General features: G+C 72.9%; 15 protein-coding genes and 1 tRNA gene. 11 read left to right on the top strand and 5 right to left on the bottom strand.

What is annotated here, in order from left to right; translation table 11 throughout:
• Positions 1–80: 80 nt before the first annotated feature.
• The 5 genes from pgl to tkt form a co-directional block, all read right to left on the bottom strand.
• The gene (gene pgl / locus ACFWFR_RS09185; RefSeq protein WP_377622555.1) at positions 81–860 is read right to left on the bottom strand and encodes a 6-phosphogluconolactonase; all 780 of its coding nucleotides are present in this window, start codon (positions 858–860) and stop codon (positions 81–83) included.
• Positions 857–1,774, bottom strand: coding sequence for a glucose-6-phosphate dehydrogenase assembly protein OpcA (gene opcA / locus ACFWFR_RS09180; RefSeq protein ID WP_056651597.1), 918 nt, complete (start codon positions 1,772–1,774; stop codon positions 857–859). The genes pgl and opcA overlap by 4 nt, the downstream gene beginning before the upstream one ends.
• Before the next feature lie 67 nt (positions 1,775–1,841).
• A complete protein-coding gene (gene zwf, locus ACFWFR_RS09175) occupies positions 1,842–3,383 on the bottom strand; it encodes a glucose-6-phosphate dehydrogenase (RefSeq protein ID WP_056651600.1) in 1,542 nt (513 codons plus the stop codon).
• A gap of 172 nt (positions 3,384–3,555) precedes the next feature.
• The gene (gene tal / locus ACFWFR_RS09170) at positions 3,556–4,689 is read right to left on the bottom strand and encodes a transaldolase (protein ID WP_377622553.1); all 1,134 of its coding nucleotides are present in this window, start codon (positions 4,687–4,689) and stop codon (positions 3,556–3,558) included.
• A gap of 96 nt (positions 4,690–4,785) precedes the next feature.
• Positions 4,786–6,948, bottom strand: a complete 2,163-nt coding sequence (gene tkt / locus ACFWFR_RS09165; RefSeq protein ID WP_377622551.1) for a transketolase — start codon at positions 6,946–6,948, stop codon at positions 4,786–4,788.
• 414 nt (positions 6,949–7,362) lie between these two features.
• On the opposite strand from tkt, the gene ACFWFR_RS09160 reads away from it, so the two are divergent.
• The 11 genes from ACFWFR_RS09160 (at position 7,363) to ACFWFR_RS09110 (ending at position 17,355) form a co-directional block, all read left to right on the top strand.
• Positions 7,363–8,361, top strand: coding sequence for a heme o synthase (locus ACFWFR_RS09160; RefSeq protein WP_318244675.1), 999 nt, complete (start codon positions 7,363–7,365; stop codon positions 8,359–8,361).
• A 51-nt stretch (positions 8,362–8,412) separates the two neighbouring features.
• Positions 8,413–9,444 carry a site-specific tyrosine recombinase XerD gene (xerD, locus tag ACFWFR_RS09155; RefSeq protein WP_377622549.1) on the top strand — a complete coding sequence of 344 codons (1,032 nt, stop codon included), beginning with the start codon at positions 8,413–8,415 and terminating at the stop codon, positions 9,442–9,444.
• Positions 9,445–9,644: 200 nt separating this feature from the next.
• Positions 9,645–10,472 (top strand): AAA family ATPase, encoded by an 828-nt coding sequence (locus tag ACFWFR_RS09150; protein ID WP_318244677.1) that lies wholly within the window; start codon positions 9,645–9,647, stop codon positions 10,470–10,472.
• Positions 10,465–11,562, top strand: coding sequence for a segregation and condensation protein A (locus ACFWFR_RS09145; RefSeq protein ID WP_377617898.1), 1,098 nt, complete (start codon positions 10,465–10,467; stop codon positions 11,560–11,562). Before ACFWFR_RS09150 ends, ACFWFR_RS09145 begins: the two co-directional genes overlap by 8 nt.
• A 7-nt stretch (positions 11,563–11,569) precedes the next feature.
• Entirely contained in the window at positions 11,570–12,364 is a 795-nt protein-coding gene (gene scpB / locus ACFWFR_RS09140; RefSeq protein ID WP_377622547.1) for an SMC-Scp complex subunit ScpB, read from the top strand.
• A complete protein-coding gene (locus tag ACFWFR_RS09135) occupies positions 12,361–13,305 on the top strand; it encodes a pseudouridine synthase (RefSeq protein ID WP_377622545.1) in 945 nt (314 codons plus the stop codon). Before scpB ends, ACFWFR_RS09135 begins: the two co-directional genes overlap by 4 nt.
• Positions 13,306–13,393: 88 nt before the next feature.
• Entirely contained in the window at positions 13,394–13,756 is a 363-nt protein-coding gene (aroH, locus tag ACFWFR_RS09130; RefSeq protein WP_056651607.1) for a chorismate mutase, read from the top strand.
• Positions 13,753–14,547, top strand: a complete 795-nt coding sequence (gene cmk, locus ACFWFR_RS09125) for a (d)CMP kinase (protein ID WP_377622543.1) — start codon at positions 13,753–13,755, stop codon at positions 14,545–14,547. Before aroH ends, cmk begins: the two co-directional genes overlap by 4 nt.
• Positions 14,544–15,245, top strand: a complete 702-nt coding sequence (locus ACFWFR_RS09120) for a 1-acyl-sn-glycerol-3-phosphate acyltransferase (protein ID WP_191805784.1) — start codon at positions 14,544–14,546, stop codon at positions 15,243–15,245. The genes cmk and ACFWFR_RS09120 overlap by 4 nt, the downstream gene beginning before the upstream one ends.
• Positions 15,246–15,318: 73 nt before the next feature.
• On the top strand, positions 15,319–16,905 hold the full coding sequence (gene der / locus ACFWFR_RS09115) for a ribosome biogenesis GTPase Der (RefSeq protein ID WP_191805785.1): 1,587 nt from the start codon (positions 15,319–15,321) through the stop codon (positions 16,903–16,905).
• Positions 16,906–17,281: 376 nt separating this feature from the next.
• Positions 17,282–17,355 (top strand) — tRNA-Pro (locus tag ACFWFR_RS09110).
• Positions 17,356–17,376 lie beyond the last annotated feature (21 nt).

Here is a 17,376-nt window from a genome sequence, read left to right as displayed (position 1 = left end):
GCCAAGTAGGCGCGGGGGCCGGGCGGCCCACAATCGTTGCCGTGCCGGGACCGCCGGGCAGCGCCGGACGGTCCCGGTCCTCAGGAGATGGTGCTGCTCGCTGCCAGGTCGACCAGCCACAGCGTGCGCTGCGTACCGATCGCTCCCGCGGCCGGCGTGGTCTCGACGGGGTCCCCGGCCAGGGCGGACGCGACGGCAGGGGCCTTCTCGGCGCCCGCAGCGACGACCCAGACCTCCTGCGCTGCCTGGATCGCGGAGAACGTCAGGGACACGCGCTCGGGCGGCGGCTTGGGGGAGTCACGGACTCCCGTCGTGGCTCCCTCGGCTGCGAGCCCCGCGTTGCCGGGGAAGAGCGACGCGACGTGCCCGTCCGGCCCCATGCCCAGCAGGAGGACGTCGAACGCGAGGTGCGTGGCGCCGTCGGGCGTGAAGCGTGCGAGCTCGTCCGCGTAGAGCGCGGCCGACTCCTCGGGTGTCCCGACGCCCTCGCCCGGCGCAGCCATGACGTGCACGTTCTGCGCGGGGAGGGTCGGCAGGTGGTCGAGGAGCGCCTCGCGCGCCTGCGTCTCGTTGCGCTCGGGGTCGCCCGTCGGCAGGAAGCGCTCGTCGCCCCACCACACGTGCACGCCGGTCCAGTCGACCGCGTCGCGCACGGGGTGCGCGGCGACGGCCGCGAGCGAACGGATGCCGACCGTCCCGCCCGTGAGGACGACGTGGACGGGCGTGCGCACGGACTGGATGTCGAGGATGCGGGTCAGCAGGCGCGAGGCGACCGCCTCGGCGAGCACGCCCGCGTCGGGGTGCACGACGACGAGGCGCGCCCCGTGCGCGCGGGCCTCGGTCCCCGCGTCGGTCGTCATTCGCCGATCCTTGCCAGGCCCTTGGTGAGGACCTCGCCGTAGACCTCGTCCGGGTCCAGCCGGCGCAGCTCCTCGGTGAGGCACTCCTCGAGCTGGCGCAGCGGCAGCGAGATGCGCCGGTCCGGCTGGCCGGGCTGCGTCAGGGTCACGATGCGCCCGTCCGGTCGGGACAGGACGACGGCGCCGCCCTTGCGCTCGAGGGTCACCTTGGTGATCCCCTCGACCCCGCGCCGACGGACGAGCCGGACCGGGCACCGGAGCTGCTGGGCCAGCCACGCCGCGAGGATGTCGACCGAGGGGTGGTGCTCCTCGCCCTCGACCTCGACGGCCGTCACGGACTCGTAGGGCGGCTGGTCGAGCGCGGCCGCGATGAGCCCGCGCCACAGGGTCACGCGCGTCCACGCGAGGTCGGTGTCTCCCGGGTGGTGGCTCTTGCTCAGGTGCTGGAGCGTCTGGAGGGACTTGCCGGCGTTGACGGCGTCGGTGATGCGACGGTGGGCCATCTGGCCGACGGGGTCCGCCGAGGGGTTGTCGGGCGTCTCACGGGGCCACCAGGCGACGATCGGGGCGTCCGGGAGCAGGAGCGGCATCACGAGGGTGTCGGTGTGCGCGACGAGCGGGCCCGAGGGGCGCAGGATGATGACCTCGCTGGCCCCCGCGTCACCGCCGATGCGGATCTGGGCGTCGAGACGCGCCGTCGAGCGCTTGTTGGCCGGCGCGACGACCACGACCCGGCAGGGGTGCTCGCGCGAGGCGCCGTTGGCGGCGGCGACCGCGTCCTCGACGTCGGCCTCCTCGGCCAGGACCACGAGGGTCAGGACGCGCCCGAGGGCGACCGCGCCACCCTCGTCACGCAGCTTCACGAGGCGCTTGTTGACCGCATTGGTCGTCGTCTCGGGGAGATCGATGATCATGAGGTGGGGCTCCAGTTCGAGGTCCGGGCGGAGGTCCGGGGCAGGCGGGAGATCGGTGCGGTCGCGGTCACGGACGCCGCCACGTGCGACCGTCGCGGGCCATCATGTCGTCGGCCGAGGCCGGGCCCCACGTGCCGGAGCGGTACGGCTCCGGGGCGCCCTTGGACTCCCAGAACGCCGTGATCGGGTCGAGGATCTTCCAGGACAGCTCGACCTCCTCGTGGCTCGGGAAGAGCGGCGGGTCGCCCAGGAGGACGTCGAGGATCAGACGCTCGTAGGCCTCGGGGGAGGACTCGGTGAAGGCGTGGCCGTAGCCGAAGTCCATGGTGACGTCCCGGACCTCCATCGCGGTGCCGGGGACCTTGGCGCCGAACCGGATCGTGACGCCCTCGTCGGGCTGGACCCGGATCACGAGCGCGTTCTTGCCGAGCTCGGAGGTGGCCGACGACTCGAACGGCAGGTGCGGAGCCGACTTGAAGACGACGGCGATCTCCGTGACGCGACGGCCCAGGCGCTTGCCCGTGCGCAGGTAGAACGGCACCCCGGCCCAGCGGCGGTTGTCGATGTCGACCCGGATCGCGGCGAACGTCTCGGTCGTGGACTCGGGCGAGATGCCGTCCTCCTCGAGGTACCCCACGACCTCCTCGCCGCCCTGCCACCCGGCCGAGTACTGGCCGCGCGAGGTGTGGCGTCCCAGGTCGCGGGGGAGACGCACGGCCGAGAGGACCTTGAGCTTCTCGGCGCGCAGCGACTCGGCGTCGAACGAGACGGGCTCCTCCATCGCGGTGAGCGCGAGCAGCTGGATGAGGTGGTTCTGGATGACGTCGCGCGCCGCGCCGATCCCGTCGTAGTACCCCGCACGGCCGCCGATGCCGATGTCCTCGGCCATGGTGATCTGGACGTGGTCGACGTAGTTCGCGTTCCAGATGGGTTCGTAGAGCTGGTTCGCGAACCGCAGCGCCAGCATGTTCTGGACGGTCTCCTTGCCCAGGTAGTGGTCGATGCGGAAGACCGAGTCCGGCGAGAAGACCTTGGAGACGACGTCGTTGAGCTCGCGCGCGCTGGTCAGGTCGTGGCCGAACGGCTTCTCGATGACCACGCGGCGCCAGGCGTCCTCGCCCGAGCGCGAGAGCCCGGAGCGCGAGAGCTGCTCGCAGACCAGGGGGAACGCGCTCGGGGGGACCGAGAGGTAGAACGCGTGGTTGCCGCCCGTGCCGCGTTCCTTGTCGAGCTCCTCGACCGTGGTGCGCAGACGCTCGAAGGCCTGCTCGTCGTCGAACTCGCCCTGGACGAACCGGATGCCCTCGGCGAGCTGCTTCCAGGTCGCCTCGCGGAACGGGGTGCGGGCGTACTGCTCGACGGCGTCCCGCACGACCTTGGCGAAGTCCTGGTCCTCCCAGTCGCGGCGGGCGAAGCCCGTGAGCGCGAAGCCGGGCGGCAGGAGACCGCGGTTGGCGAGGTCGTACACGGCGGGCATGAGCTTCTTGCGGGCGAGGTCGCCCGTGACGCCGAAGATCACGAGGCCGCTGGGCCCGGCGATGCGGGGGAGTCGAAGGTCACGCGGGTCGCGCAGCGGGTTGTGCTCTGCGCTGATCTTTGCCGGTCTCAACTGATGTCACCGTTCTCGTCGGCGTGGGCTGGAATGGTCGAAAGGTCCGTCCTGCGGACCGAGGTAGAGCCTAGGTGGTGTGCGCGGGGCGCTCGCGGGGCGTCCACGATCGGGGCCGCAGGGGCCGCGACAGCAGCGCCGGCACCTCCGGCACGCCGGGAGCGTGCCCGCGTCATGCGGGTGCGCCGCCGGCCCGGGCGAGCCCGTCCGCGACGGTCGCCAGCAGGTCGGACCAGCTGGTCTCGAACTTCTCGACGCCCTCGACCTCGAGCCGCTCGGTCACCTCGGCGAGCGAGACGCCGAACGACTCGACGGTCTCGAGGACCGAGCGGGACGCGGTGTAGGTGCCGGCGACGGTGTTCCCGAGGACCACACCGTGGTCCGCGAACGCGTCGAGCGTCGCCTGCGGCATGGTGTTGACCACGTCGGGGGCGATGAGCTCGTCGACGTAGAGGGTGTCGCGGTACTCGGGGTTCTTGACGCCCGTCGAGGCCCACAGGGGGCGCTGCGGGTGGGCGCCGGTCGCGGCGAGGGCACGCCAGCGGTCGCTCTGGAGGACCTGCTCGTAGGCCTCGTAGGCGAGCCGCGCGTTGGCGATCGCGGTACGTCCGCGCAGGTCGAGCGCCTCGGGCGAGCCGATCGCGGTGAGCGCGGTGTCGACCGCCGCGTCGACGCGCGAGACGAAGAAGGACGCGACGGACGCGATGCGCGTCACGTCGTGCCCGGCGGACCTCGCCTGCTCGATCCCGGACAGGAAGGCGTCCATGACGCGGCGGTAGCGCTCGAGCGAGAAGATGAGCGTCACGTTGACGCTGATGCCCTGGGCCAGGGTGCGCTCGATCGCGTCGAGGCCCTCGACCGTGGCGGGGATCTTGATGAGGACGTTGGGGCGGTCGACCGTCTGCCACAGGCGGACGGCGGTCGCGACGGTGGCGTCGGCGTCTCGCGCCAGGCGGGGGTCCACCTCGATCGAGACCCGGCCGTCGACGCCGTCGGTCGCGTCGTAGACCGGGCGCAGGACGTCGGCCGCAGCGCGCACGTCGTCCGTGGTGATGCGCTCGACCGCGGCCTCGACGTCGGTCCCGGCCGCGGCCAGCTCGGCGAGCTGGGCGTCGTAGGCGTCGCCCTTGGCGAGCGCGCCCGCGAAGATCGTGGGGTTCGTCGTGACGCCGACGACGGCTCGCGAGCCGATCAGGTCGGCGAGCCCACCGCTGCGCAGTCGTTCTCGGGAGAGGTCGTCCAACCAGATGGAGACACCTGCCTCCGACAGCTCGCGGACGGGTGCTGGTGCTGCGCTGTGGTGCACGGACACGATTCTCCCTCTCGTCGTCTGGCGGCCGTCCTCACGGACGTCCCAGGAGGGGGCGGACGGAAGCCGCCCCCTCCTGGAATCTACGGATGGTCAGCGCTGGTCGCCAGTGCCACCGACCGAGGGGATGGCCTCGCCACCCGGTGCGGCGCCCGTACGGGCTGCCTCGATGGACTCCTTGGCGGCCGAGGCGACGGCCTCCGACGTGATCCCGAACTCGCGGTAGAGGATCTTGTAGTCCGCGGACGCGCCGTAGTGCTCGAGGCTCACGGAACGGCCGGCGTCGCCGACCAGGTCGCGCCAGCCCTGGGCGATGCCCGCCTCGACCGAGACGCGGGCCTTGACGGCCGCCGGGAGCACGCTCTCGCGGTACTCGGGGCTCTGCGCGTCGAACCACTCGCGGCTGGGCAGCGAGACCACGCGGGCCGCGATGCCGTCGGCGGCGAGCTGCTCGCGCGCCTCGACGGCCAGCTGGACCTCGGAGCCCGTGCCGATGAGGATCACGTCGGGCGTGCCCTCGGTGTCGAGCAGCACGTAGCCACCCTTCGCGGTGCCCGAGGCGTCCGCGAAGCCGTCCGTGCCGCGCGGGAACGTCGGGACGTTCTGACGGGTCAGGATGAGGCCCGCCGGGCGGTCGTCGTGCTCGAGGATCGTGCGCCACGCCCACGCGGTCTCGTTGGCGTCCGCGGGGCGCACGACGTCGAGGCCCGGGATCGCGCGCAGCGCGGCGAAGTGCTCGATGGGCTGGTGCGTGGGGCCGTCCTCGCCCAGACCGATCGAGTCGTGCGTCCAGACGAACGTCGACGGGATCTCCATGAGCGCCGCGAGGCGGACCGCGGGGCGCATGTAGTCGGAGAACGTGAGGAACGTGCCGCCGTAGGCGCGCGTGCCGCCGTGCAGCACGATCCCGTTGAGGATCGAGCCCATGGCGTGCTCACGGATGCCGAAGTGCAGCGTGCGGCCGTACTCGTGGCCCGGGAACTTCTTGGTCGCGTGCTCGGCCGGGACGAACGACGGCTCGCCGTCCATGGTCGTGTTGTTCGAGCCCGCGAGGTCGGCCGAGCCGCCCCAGAGCTCGGGCAGGGTGTCGGCCAGGGCCGAGAGGACCTTGCCGGAGGCCGCGCGCGTCGCGACGTCCTTGCCGGCCTCGAACGTGGGGAGCGACTCGGTCCAGCCGGCCGGGAGCTCGCGGGCCGTGAGGCGCTCGAGGAGGGCGTTGCCCTCGGGGTTCGCGATCCTCCAGGCCTCGAACGCGGTGTCCCAGCGCTCGCGCAGCTCGGCACCGCGCTCGCCGACGGCGCGCGTGTAGGCGAGGACCTCGGGCGAGACGTCGAACGACTTCTCCGGGTCCAGGCCGAGCTCGACCTTGAGGCCGCGGATCTCGTCGGCGCCCATGGCCGAGCCGTGGATGCCACCGGTGTTCTGCTTGGTGGGCGAGGGCCAGCCGATGATCGTGCGCAGCGCGATGATCGAGGGCTTGCCGGTCTCGGCCTGGGCTGCGGCGACGGCCGCTGCGAGCTCGCCGACGTTCTCCGCGTAGCCCGTGCCGCCCTGGGTCCAGTCGACCTTCTGGGTGTGCCAGCCGTAGGCCGCGTAGCGCGCGAGGACGTCCTCGGTGAACGCGATGTCGGTGTCGTCCTCGATCGAGATCTTGTTGTCGTCCCAGATCACGATGAGGTTGCCGAGCTGCTGGTGGCCCGCGAGGGACGAGGCCTCGGAGGTCACGCCCTCCTGCAGGTCGCCGTCCGACGCGATGACGTAGACGTGGTGGTCGAACGGGCTCTCGCCCGGCGCGGTCGACGGGTCGAGCAGGCCGCGCTCGCGGCGGGCCGCCATGGCCATGCCGACCGAGGACGCGAGGCCCTGGCCGAGGGGGCCCGTGGTGATCTCGACACCGTTGGTGTGCTTGTACTCGGGGTGGCCGGGGGTCTTGGAGCCCCAGGTGCGCAGCGCCTCGATGTCCTCGATCTCCAGGCCGTAGCCGGCGAGGAAGAGCTGGAGGTAGATCGTCAGCGACGAGTGGCCCGCGGAGAGCACGAAGCGGTCGCGACCGACCCAGTGCGAGTCGGCCGGGTCGTGGCGCATGACCTTCTGGAAGAGCAGGTACGCGGCAGGAGCCAGCGAGATCGCCGTCCCGGGGTGGCCGTTGCCGACCTTCTCGACGGCGTCGGCCGCGAGAGCCTTGATGGTCTTGACAGCCTGGTCGTCCAGGGGGGACCACTCGAGGGGCTGGTTGGCAGGAACGAACGCGTTCACCGGACCTCTTTCCCGTCCGGAGTCTGCGCCCCGGATCTTCGTCGATTCAACTCGGATCAACCGTTGAACTATTCCTTCGCGCGCACCCGGTGACTCACAGGGGGACCGAGGGCGGAGCGGCGGACCGGCCGGTCGCGACGGTGCGCACCGCGAGGTCAGGTCGCCTCGGGTCGCACCGGGGCACCAGGCCGTCGGTTGCTCCGCCCAGCCTATACGTGCGCCCCGAGCGGGCACGTCGCGCGACCATCTCGTGGATTTCGGTCGGATCTCACACTTTTGTTCGGGCGGGCAGGGCGGCGCCGAGAGGACGGGCGACGTAGCATGGGACGGATGTCCAGCGGGTCGGAGCAGACACGCACCGGCTGCCGGACGACGCCCCCCAGCATTCCTCGCCAGAACGGAACACCGAAGCGCGTGCACACCACGAGCCAGGCACCGATCGACGAGACGGGTATCCCGTCTCGCCCTGCCGCGACCTCCCCGGTCGCCGGGCAGGCCCGGGTCTCCACGGACGGCCATGCCGTCGCGGGGGTCCGCAGCACGATCGGCGCGTACGTCGCCCTGACGAAGCCGCGCATCATCGAGCTCCTGCTCGTGACGACGCTGCCCACCATGATCCTTGCCCAGGGTGGGCTCCCGGACCTCTGGCTCGTCGTCAAGACGCTCGTCGGCGGCACGCTGGCGGCCGCGTCCGCCAACGTCTTCAACTGCTACATCGACCGTGACATCGACGAGCTCATGAACCGCACCAAGCGGCGCCCGCTCGTCACCGGGGAGATCTCCCCGCGCGCTGCGCTGGTCTTCGCGACCGCGCTCGGCGTGATCGCGCTCGTGTGGTTCGCGTGGCTCGTCAACGCGCCCTCGGCCTGGCTCACGTTCGCGGCCATCGCGATCTACGTCGTGGGCTACACCATGATCCTCAAGCGACGCACGCCCCAGAACATCGTGTGGGGCGGGATCGCGGGCTGCATGCCGGTCTTCATCGGCTGGTCGGCGGTCACCGGTTCGCTCAGCTGGTCCGCGGTCGCGCTGTTCCTCGTGATCTTCTTCTGGACGCCGCCGCACTACTGGCCGCTGTCGATCAAGTTCAAGAAGGACTACGCGAACGCCGGCGTGCCGATGCTCCCTGTCGTCGCCGACAACCGCAAGGTCGCGCGCGAGATGATCGGCTACACCGTGGCGATGATCGCCTCGTCGCTCGCGCTGTGGTGGCTCGCCCCCATGACGTGGGTCTACGGCGTGGTCGCGATCGGCCTCGGCGCCTGGTTCCTGGCCCTGTGCATCACCATGCTGCGCCGCGCCAACGACCCGACCAAGGGCAAGCTCGGGGCCATGAAGGTGTTCCACGCCTCGATCACGTACCTGACCCTGCTGTTCGTCGCCGTCGCGGTCGACGTCTTCCTCCCCTTCTGAGGGTCGGGCCGGGACGCACGGGATGACCGTCCGACGAGCAGCCGACGCGCGATGACGCGCGTCGCCGCCGGGGAGCCCGCGCTCGCCGTCGGGCCCTCGGACGGTCCCCACGCCCCTGCCGACCCGGACGCCACGCCCCCGGCTCCGCCGCTGCCCGCAGCGCTCGACCGGGCCGTGCGCGAGTACCTCGCGCACCTCACGGTCGAGCGCGGGCTCTCCCCGAACACGGTCGCGGCCTACCGGCGCGACCTGGCCCGCTACGCCGCGTACCTCGCGGCGCGCGGCCGCACCGAGCCCGCCGAGGTGAGCGCGGCGGACGTCGCGGAATACGTCACCACGGTCCGCACGGGGTCCGACGGCGCCGCTCTCCTCTCGCCGTCGTCGACGGCCCGGTCGCTGGCCGCGGTGCGCGGGTGGCACCGGTTCTGCGCGCTCGAGGGGCACACGGGCACCGACCCGTCGGCCGAGGTGCGTCCGCCCGCACAGGGCAAGAGGCTGCCCAAGGCGATCTCCACCGACGAGGTCGAGGCGATCCTCGAGGCCGCCGGGGCGGGGGAGGGGCCGGGGCCGCTGCGCGACCGCGCGCTGCTCGAGCTCGTCTACTCGACGGGCGCCCGCATCTCCGAGGCCGTGAGCCTCGACGTCGACGACCTGGACCTCGAGACCGGGGCGGTGCGCCTGTTCGGCAAGGGGGGCAAGGAACGCGTGGTGCCCGTGGGCTCGTACGCGGTGCGCGCGCTCGACGCCTACCTCGTGCGGTCTCGGCCCGCGCTGGCCGCGACGGGCCGGGGCACGCCTGCGGTCTTCCTCAACACGCGCGGTGCCCGGCTGAGCCGGCAGAGCGCGTGGGCGGTCCTGCGGACCGCGGCCGAGCGCGCCGGGCTCGAGCACCCCGAGCGCATCTCGCCGCACACCCTGCGTCACTCGTTCGCGACCCACCTGCTCGCGGGCGGCGCCGACGTGCGCGTGGTCCAGGAGCTCCTGGGGCACGCCTCGGTGACGACGACCCAGATCTACACGCTCGTGACCCGGGACACGCTGCGCGAGGTGTACGCCTCGGCGCACCCGCGCGCGCTCGGCTGACGTCGCGCCGGATCGCGCCACTCCGGCGCGTGCTCGCGTCCTCGCGGGGACGCTGGGGTAGCGTGGCCGACGTGAGCAGCCAGGCCCCGAGCGAGACACAGGACGCCACCGAACCGTTCGACGCGCGCGTCGGTGCGGGACCCGGGGTCGTCGACGGCGGTGCGGACGTCGCGCCCGACAGCTTCCCGCGGGTCGATCCCGTGGGGCGCACGGTCCCCGACTTCCCCGTCCCGGAGGTGCTGCCCACGCACGGCCCCGGCCGCATCATCGCGATGTGCAACCAGAAGGGTGGGGTCGGCAAGACGACCACGACCATCAACCTGGGTGCCGCGCTGGCCGAGTACGGCCGCAGGGTCCTCCTGGTGGACTTCGACCCGCAGGGCGCCGCCTCGGTGGGCCTGGGCGTGAACCCGCACGAGCTCGACCGCACGGTCTACAACCTGCTCATGGAGCGCGGTGCGGACATCCGCGAGGTCATCGTCCCCACGAACGTCGAGAACCTGGACGTGCTCCCCGCGAACATCGACCTGTCGGCGGCCGAGGTCCAGCTCGTGGGCGAGGTCGCGCGCGAGTCCGTCCTGTCGCGGGTCCTGCGCCCCGTGCTCGACGAGTACGACGTGATCCTCGTCGACTGCCAGCCCTCGCTGGGCCTGCTCACGGTCAACGCGCTCACGGCCGCGCACGGCGTGCTCATCCCGCTCGAGTGCGAGTTCTTCGCGCTGCGCGGCGTGGCCCTGCTCGTCGAGACCATCGAGAAGGTGCGTGACCGGCTCAACCCGCGTCTCGAGATCGACGGCATCCTCGCGACCATGTTCGACTCGCGCACGCTGCACTCGCGCGAGGTCGTGGCCCGCGTGCACGAGGCCTTCGGCGACAAGCTGCTGCACACCGTGATCGGGCGGACCGTGAAGTTCCCGGACGCCTCCGTGGCCGCCGAGCCCATCACGGTGTACGCCCCGACCCACCCGGGGGCGACGGCGTACCGTCAGCTCGCCCGCGAGCTGGTCGCCCGTGGCGACGCTGCCTGACACCGTGCAGGCAACCGCCCCGGTTGCTCACGCGCAGGAGCAACCGGCGCCCCCACCGCCGAGCACGGACCGGTACGGCAACCCGGCCTTCGAGGTGCACCTCGAGAACTTCTCGGGCCCGTTCGACCTGCTGCTCTCGCTCATCGCCAAGCACAAGCTCGACATCACCGAGATCGCTCTCGCTCAGGTGACCGACGACTTCATCGCGTACATCCGCACGGCCGAACGCCTCGCGCGCGAGGCCGAGGCGGCGGCGCGCGCCGAGCGCTCGGAGGGGCACGGTCCCGACGGCGGCTCGCCCGCGGGCGCCTCGTCTCGCCGCGGGCGCGGGCGAGGCGCGCACCCCGGCTGGGACCTGGGCACCGCGAGCGAGTTCCTGCTCGTGGCCGCGACGCTCCTGGACCTCAAGGCAGCGCGCCTGCTGCCCACGGGGGACGTCGAGAGCGCCGAGGACCTCGAGCTCCTCGAGGCCCGCGACCTCCTGTTCGCCCGCCTCCTGCAGTACCGCGCGTACAAGCAGGTCTCGGCGGTCATCGCCGAGCGGCTCGCGACCGAGGGGCGACGCTTCCCGCGCGTCGTCCAGCTCGAGCCCCACCTCGCGGCCCTGCTGCCCGAGCTCGTGTGGAAGCTCGGGCCCGACCAGCTCGCGGCGCTCGCGGCCAAGGCCCTCGAGCCCAAGGCGCCCCCGCCGGGGGTGTCGTTGACCCACCTGCACGCGCCCGCGGTGAGCGTGCGCGAGCAGGCGGGGATCGTCGTCGGGCACCTGCGCCGCGAGGGCGCCGCGTCCTTCCGCACGCTCGTCGCCGACGCGGGCGAGACGATCGTCGTCGTGGCCCGCTTCCTGGCCCTCCTCGAGCTCTTCCGCGAGGGGCTCGTCGCGTTCGAGCAGGTCGAGGCGCTCGGCGAGCTCACGGTCCGCTGGACCGGCGCCACGGGCGACGGGGCCACCGGCGACGACGGCGGAGCACCCGACGCGGTGCTCGGTGCCGTGCTCGACGAGGTGGGCGGTGAGTTCGACGAGCTCGACGCCCACGCGGCACCGCCCCACGACGGGGCAGGACCAGGCACGGCCGGACCACAGCATGAGTGAGGAGAGCATGACGTACGACACCGTCGACACCCCGGTCGCCCGCGCGGGCGACCAGGACGACGACCACGCGGGACCCGGATCCCCGACCGGAGGGCCCGCTGCCCCCGGCGCCGCGCCGGACGAGCCGTCGTTCGACGTCGCCTACGTCCCGGGCGGGGCGCTCGCGGCCCTCGAGGCCGTCCTGATGGTCGCCGACGAGCCGATCCCCGCGGTGCAGCTCGCCACGGCGCTCGGTATCCCGCAGCGCGAGGTCGAGGACCTGCTCGCCGAGCTGACGGCCGAGTACCGCGGTGAGCTCGGTGGGCGCCCCCGCGGGTTCGAGCTCCGCCAGGCCGGCGGCGGGTGGCGCGTCTACTCCGCGCCCGTGTTCGCCGACGTCGTCGGGCGCTTCCTGCTCGAGGGCCAGACCGCGCGCCTGACGCAGGCCGCTTTGGAGACCCTCGCCGTCATCGCGTACCGTCAACCGGTCACGCGCGGCCAGATCTCGGCCGTGCGCGGCGTGAACGTGGACGGCGTCGTACGGACGCTGACGACCCGCGGACTCGTCGCGGAGGTCGGCCAGGATCCCTCGACGGGTGCGGTCCTGTACGGAACCACGGGATACTTCATGGAGCGCATGGGCTTCTCGTCCCTCGACGAGCTCCCCGCCCTCGCGCCGCACCTGCCGGACGTCGACTCCATCCTCGACGCCGCAGACAGCACACTCGGAGCGTCCGAGGGTGGGAGCGACCGCGCACAGCCGCGGTCGCCGGCCCTGCCCGACGACGCTCGACCCAGCACGAACGACGAAGGAACATCATGAGCAGCGCACGCGAGGGTGGCCGTCCGGCCGCCCGAGGACAGCGGTCCGAGAACACCTCGGGCACCGGTCGACCGGGCGGACGGTCGGGCGCACCTCGCTCCTCGGCCCCCCGCACCGGAGCGGGCCGCGGGTGGGCCGGCGACGCCCAGGCGGGCAAGAGCAAGCCCCCGCGCCGCCCGGTCGCGCCCAAGGGTCCCCAGCCGGACGTGCACGTCGCCGACGGCGTGCGACTCCAGAAGGTCCTCGCGACCGCAGGCCTGGGCTCGCGCCGCGCGTGCGAGGACCTGATCGCCGCGGGCCGCGTCGAGGTCGACGGCGTCCTGGTGCGCGAGCTCGGCGTCCGCGTGGACCCCGAGACCGCGGTCATCCACGTCGACGGCATGCGCGTCCAGCTCGACCAGTCGCTCGTGACGATCGCGCTCAACAAGCCGCTGGGCGTCGTCTCCACGATGCACGACCCCGAGGGGCGCCCCGCGCTCACGCAGTTCGTCGCGACGCGCCCCGAGCGCCTCTTCCACGTCGGGCGTCTCGACGCCGACAGCGAGGGCCTGCTGCTCCTGACGAACGACGGCGAGCTCGCCAACCGTCTCTCGCACCCCAAGTACGAGGTCTCCAAGACCTACCTCGTCTCGGTCGAGGGCCGCGTCGCGGGCAACGTCGCGAACAAGCTGCTCCACGGCATCGAGCTCGAGGACGGGCCGGCCAAGGTCGACCGCTACCGCGTGGTCGACACGACCCCGCAGGCCAGCATGGTCGAGGTCGTCCTGCACGAGGGGCGTCACCGCATCGTGCGCCGCATGTTCGAGGAGATCGGCCACCCCGTGACCCGGCTCGTGCGCACCCGCATCGGGTCGATCCACCTGGGCAACCTGCGTCCCGGCGCCACCCGCGTCCTGGGCCGCACCGAGCTCGGCACCCTCATGAGCGAGGTCGGGCTCTAGCACGCCTCCCGCCGTCCCGAGCCCGCGTCCTCACGCGGGCCCGGGTCGGCCTCCTCTCGACCCGACCCTCCCGTACGAAGGAGTACCCATGCCCGTCCGGGCCATCCGGGGCGCCACGCAGCTCGACGTCGACGAGCGCGAGCACCTCTTCGAGCGCACGCGCGAGCTCGTCCAGGCCGTCCTCGACGCCAACGAGGTCGACACCGCGTCGCTCATCTCGATCTTCTTCACGTGCACGCCCGACCTCGTGGCCGACTTCCCGGCCGCGGCGGCCCGCGAGATGGGGCTCGGCGACGTGCCCCTCATGTGCGCCGTGGAGATCGGCGTGCCCGGCGCGCTGCCCCGCGTCGTGCGCCTCATGGCGCACGCCGAGCTCGACGTCCCCCGGGCCGACGTCCAGCACGTGTACCTGCACGGCGCCACGTCGCTGCGCAAGGACCTGGCCCAGTGAGCGGGGACAGCGCCGGGACCCGAGCCGCCTCGCACGGGATCGTCGTCGCGATCGACGGCCCCTCGGGGTCGGGCAAGTCGAGCGTCTCGCGCGCCGTCGCGCGCCGCCTCGGCACCGCCTACCTGGACACGGGCGCCATGTACCGCGCCGCGACCTGGTGGTGCCTCGAGGAGCAGGTGGACCTGGCCGACCAGGCCGCCGTGGCCGCTGCCGTCGACGTCATGCCGCTCGTCATGGGGATCGACCCCGCCGCGCCCACCGTGCACGTCGACGGCACCGACGTGGGCGAGGCGATCCGGACCACCGAGATCTCGACGGCCGTGAGCGCGGTCGCGACCAACCTCGCGGTGCGCGCCGAGCTGCGCCGCCTGCAGCGCGCGATCATCGCGGCCGAGTCCTCGGTCGAGTCGGCCGGGACGTCGTTCTCCGGCGGACGCGGCATCGTGGCCGAGGGCCGCGACATCACGACCGTCGTGGCCCCCGACGCCGACGCCCGCATCCTCCTCACCGCGAGCGAGGAGGCCCGCCTCGCGCGCCGCTCGCTCGAGGTCCACGGCGCCGCCGACGCGGCCGCAGTCGAGGCGACCAAGGACCAGGTCCTGCGCCGCGACCGCGACGACTCGACCGTCTCGCAGTTCCACGTCGCCGCCGACGGCGTCGTGACCGTCGACTCGTCCGACCTCGACTTCGAGCAGACGATCCAGGCCGTGCTCGACGTCGTCGAGCAGGTCCTGGCCACCGCCGCGACGGGGCCCGACGCCGGCTCTGGGGGCGAGGGGCCCGCTCGGTGAGCACCCCGCACGTCCCCTCTCCCGCCGGGCCCGCCTGGTCCCGCTGGGTGGGGCGCTTCCTCGCGCGCGTGATCTGGGACACCCGGGTGGTCGGCGCGGACCTCGTCCCGGCCACCGGGCCCGTGCTCCTCGCGGCCAACCACACGGGGCTCGTCGACGGGCCGCTCGTGCTCGGAGTCGCGCCCCGCCCTCTGCACGTCCTCGTCAAGGAGGAGATGTTCGTCGGGCCCGTGGGGTGGGTCCTGCGCGCGGCGGGGCAGATCCCCGTCGACCGGACCGGCGGGCGCGCAGCCCTCGTGACGGCGCTCGCGGTCCTGCGCCGCGACGGGGGAGTGGGCGTGTTCCCCGAGGGCAACCGTGGGCGCGGCGACGCGACCTCGGCGCGCGCGGGCGTGGCCTGGCTCGCGCTCAACGGCCACGCACCCGTCGTGCCCGTCGCGGTGCTGGGCACGCGCCGCACGGGCGACCGGCTGAGCCGGGTCCCGGGGTTCCGCCGCCGCCTGTACGTCGAGTTCGGAGCGCCCGTCGTCGTCGAGAGGCCCGACGGCGTGCGCGGCAAGGCCGCCCTGGACGCCGCGAACGAGCAGATCCGGTCGGCGCTCGCGACGCTCGTGACGGCCGCCGTGGACCGCTCGGGCATCGCGCTGCCGGTCGACGGGCCCGAGCGGCCCGGACGCGGAGACGCCCCGTCCACGTGACGTCGTGCACTCCGGGCGTGTCGCGCGGGCTCCTCGTTCGGAGAACTGCCCGGTTGCTGGGAGAATGGTCCCCATGACCACACCCGACCACGCACAGCCCGATGCCCAGGCATCCCTCGACGAGGTGTCGCAGACCCCCGGTGAGACGATCGACCAGGCGAGCGACGTCGTCGGGCAGCCTGAAGAGACCACCGATCCGTTCGTCCCCGTCGAGGGCGACGAGCAGGACGACGACAGCCGTGAGCGCTCGCTGCGCGCCGGCCTCGCCGACTACGAGCTCGGCGACGAGGACCTCGCGCTCCTGTCCGCCGACGGCGAGGACCTGGACGGCGAAGCCCCTCCGGCGCCCCTGCCCGTCCTCGCGATCGTCGGACGCCCCAACGTGGGCAAGTCCACGCTCGTCAACCGCATCCTCGGCCGCCGCGAGGCCGTGACCGAGGACAAGCCCGGCGTCACGCGCGACCGCGTCTCCTACCCGGCCGAGTGGGCCGGGCGCCAGTTCACGCTCGTCGACACGGGCGGCTGGGAGGTCGACGTCGCCGGCATCGAGGCGCGCGTCGCCGAGCAGGCCGAGGTCGCGATCGCGCTCTCGGACGCCGTCGTGTTCGTCGTCGACGCGACCGTGGGCCCCACGGCCACGGACGAGCGCGTCGTGCGCCTGCTGCGCAAGTCGGGCAAGCCCGTCGTGCTGTGCGCCAACAAGGTCGACGGCGCGCGCGGCGAGTCCGACGCGACCGAGCTGTGGAGCCTGGGGCTCGGCGAGCCGCACCCCGTCTCGGCCCTGCACGGCCGTGGCACGGGTGACCTGCTCGACGCCGCCATGAAGGCGCTGCCGCTCGTGTCCGAGCACGCGGTCGTCCTGCCCTCCGGCCCGCGCCGCGTCGCGCTCGTCGGACGCCCGAACGTCGGCAAGTCCTCGCTCCTGAACAAGGTCGCGGGCTCAGAACGCGTCGTCGTCGACTCGGTCGCCGGCACCACGCGCGACCCGGTCGACGAGCTCGTGCTCCTCAAGGGGATCCCGTGGTGGTTCGTCGACACCGCGGGCATCCGTCGCCGCGTGCACCAGACCAAGGGCGCCGACTTCTACGCCTCGCTGCGCACCCAGGCAGCGATCGAGAAGGCCGAGATCGCGGTCGTGCTCGTGGACGCCTCGGTGCCGCTCACCGAGCAGGACACCCGCGTCATCTCCCAGGTCGTCGACGCGGGCCGCGCCCTCGTCATCGCCTACAACAAGTGGGACCTCATGGACGAGGACCGTCGTCCGTTCCTCGAGCGCGAGATCGAGCAGGACCTCGTCCAGGTCCAGTGGGCCCCGCGCGTCAACGTGTCGGCCCGCACCGGGTGGCACACCGACCGTCTGGTGCCCGCGCTCGAGCGCTCGCTCGAGTCCTGGGACAAGCGCATCCCCACGGGACGCCTCAACGCGTTCCTGGGCGAGCTCGTCGCAGCCCACCCGCACCCGCTGCGCGGCGGCAAGCAGCCCCGCATCCTGTTCGCGACCCAGGCGTCCACGCGCCCGCCGCGCTTCGTGATCTTCGCGACGGGCTTCCTCGAGGCCGGTTACCGCCGCTTCATCGAGCGTCGTCTGCGCGAGACCTTCGGGTTCGACGGCACGCCCATCGAGATCTCGGTGCGTGTGCGCGAGAAGCGCAAGCGCTGACGCTCGTCCTGCGGGCCCTGGCGGGCTCTAGCCGGGCGCGTGGGGCGTCGAGCGATCCACGGAGGGCCGTGCGTGCCGGAAGGCGCGTGCGGCCCTCCTGGGCGTTCTGGGGGTGGTCTGGGGTGGTCGGGGGACGGCGAAGTGCTCGTGGTGGTGGCGTGACGACCTGGGGCGAGGGCTGGGTGCTGACCGACCGGCCGCTGGAGGCGTGCTGTCGATGCGCTGGGCGACGGCTCGGAACGGGCTGTACGGGCCGTGGGAGCCGGCCGAGAACGCGTGATCCAGGCCACTCACCAGCGACGATGCACGGAGCACGCCCAAAGTGGGGTATTGTTTCTCTCGGCCCTGAAGGGCTGGTGAAGCCCTCCGGGGCTCACGGGCTGTGGCGCAGCTTGGTAGCGCACTTGACTGGGGGTCAAGGGGTCGCAGGTTCAAATCCTGTCAGCCCGACAGTATGCCCAGGTCAGGAGG

The sequence above is a fragment of the Oerskovia sp. NPDC060287 genome (genome assembly GCF_042726775.1).
Classification (GTDB): Bacteria; Actinomycetota; Actinomycetes; order Actinomycetales; family Cellulomonadaceae; genus Oerskovia; species Oerskovia merdavium.
This window is presented reverse-complemented; position numbering and strand designations above follow the sequence as displayed.

What these genes read in the sequence shown, in the direction of transcription:
- pgl (WP_377622555.1), bottom strand. Translation starts at nt 860, where the DNA reads ATGACGACCGACGCGGGGACCGAGGCCCGCGCGCACGGGGCGCGCCTC.
- opcA (WP_056651597.1), bottom strand. Translation starts at nt 1,774, where the DNA reads ATGATCATCGATCTCCCCGAGACGACGACCAATGCGGTCAACAAGCGC.
- xerD (WP_377622549.1), top strand. Translation starts at nt 8,413, where the DNA reads ATGACGCGCGTCGCCGCCGGGGAGCCCGCGCTCGCCGTCGGGCCCTCG.
- scpB (WP_377622547.1), top strand. Translation starts at nt 11,570, where the DNA reads ATGACGTACGACACCGTCGACACCCCGGTCGCCCGCGCGGGCGACCAG.
- ACFWFR_RS09135 (WP_377622545.1), top strand. Translation starts at nt 12,361, where the DNA reads ATGAGCAGCGCACGCGAGGGTGGCCGTCCGGCCGCCCGAGGACAGCGG.
- aroH (WP_056651607.1), top strand. Translation starts at nt 13,394, where the DNA reads ATGCCCGTCCGGGCCATCCGGGGCGCCACGCAGCTCGACGTCGACGAG.
- der (WP_191805785.1), top strand. Translation starts at nt 15,319, where the DNA reads ATGACCACACCCGACCACGCACAGCCCGATGCCCAGGCATCCCTCGAC.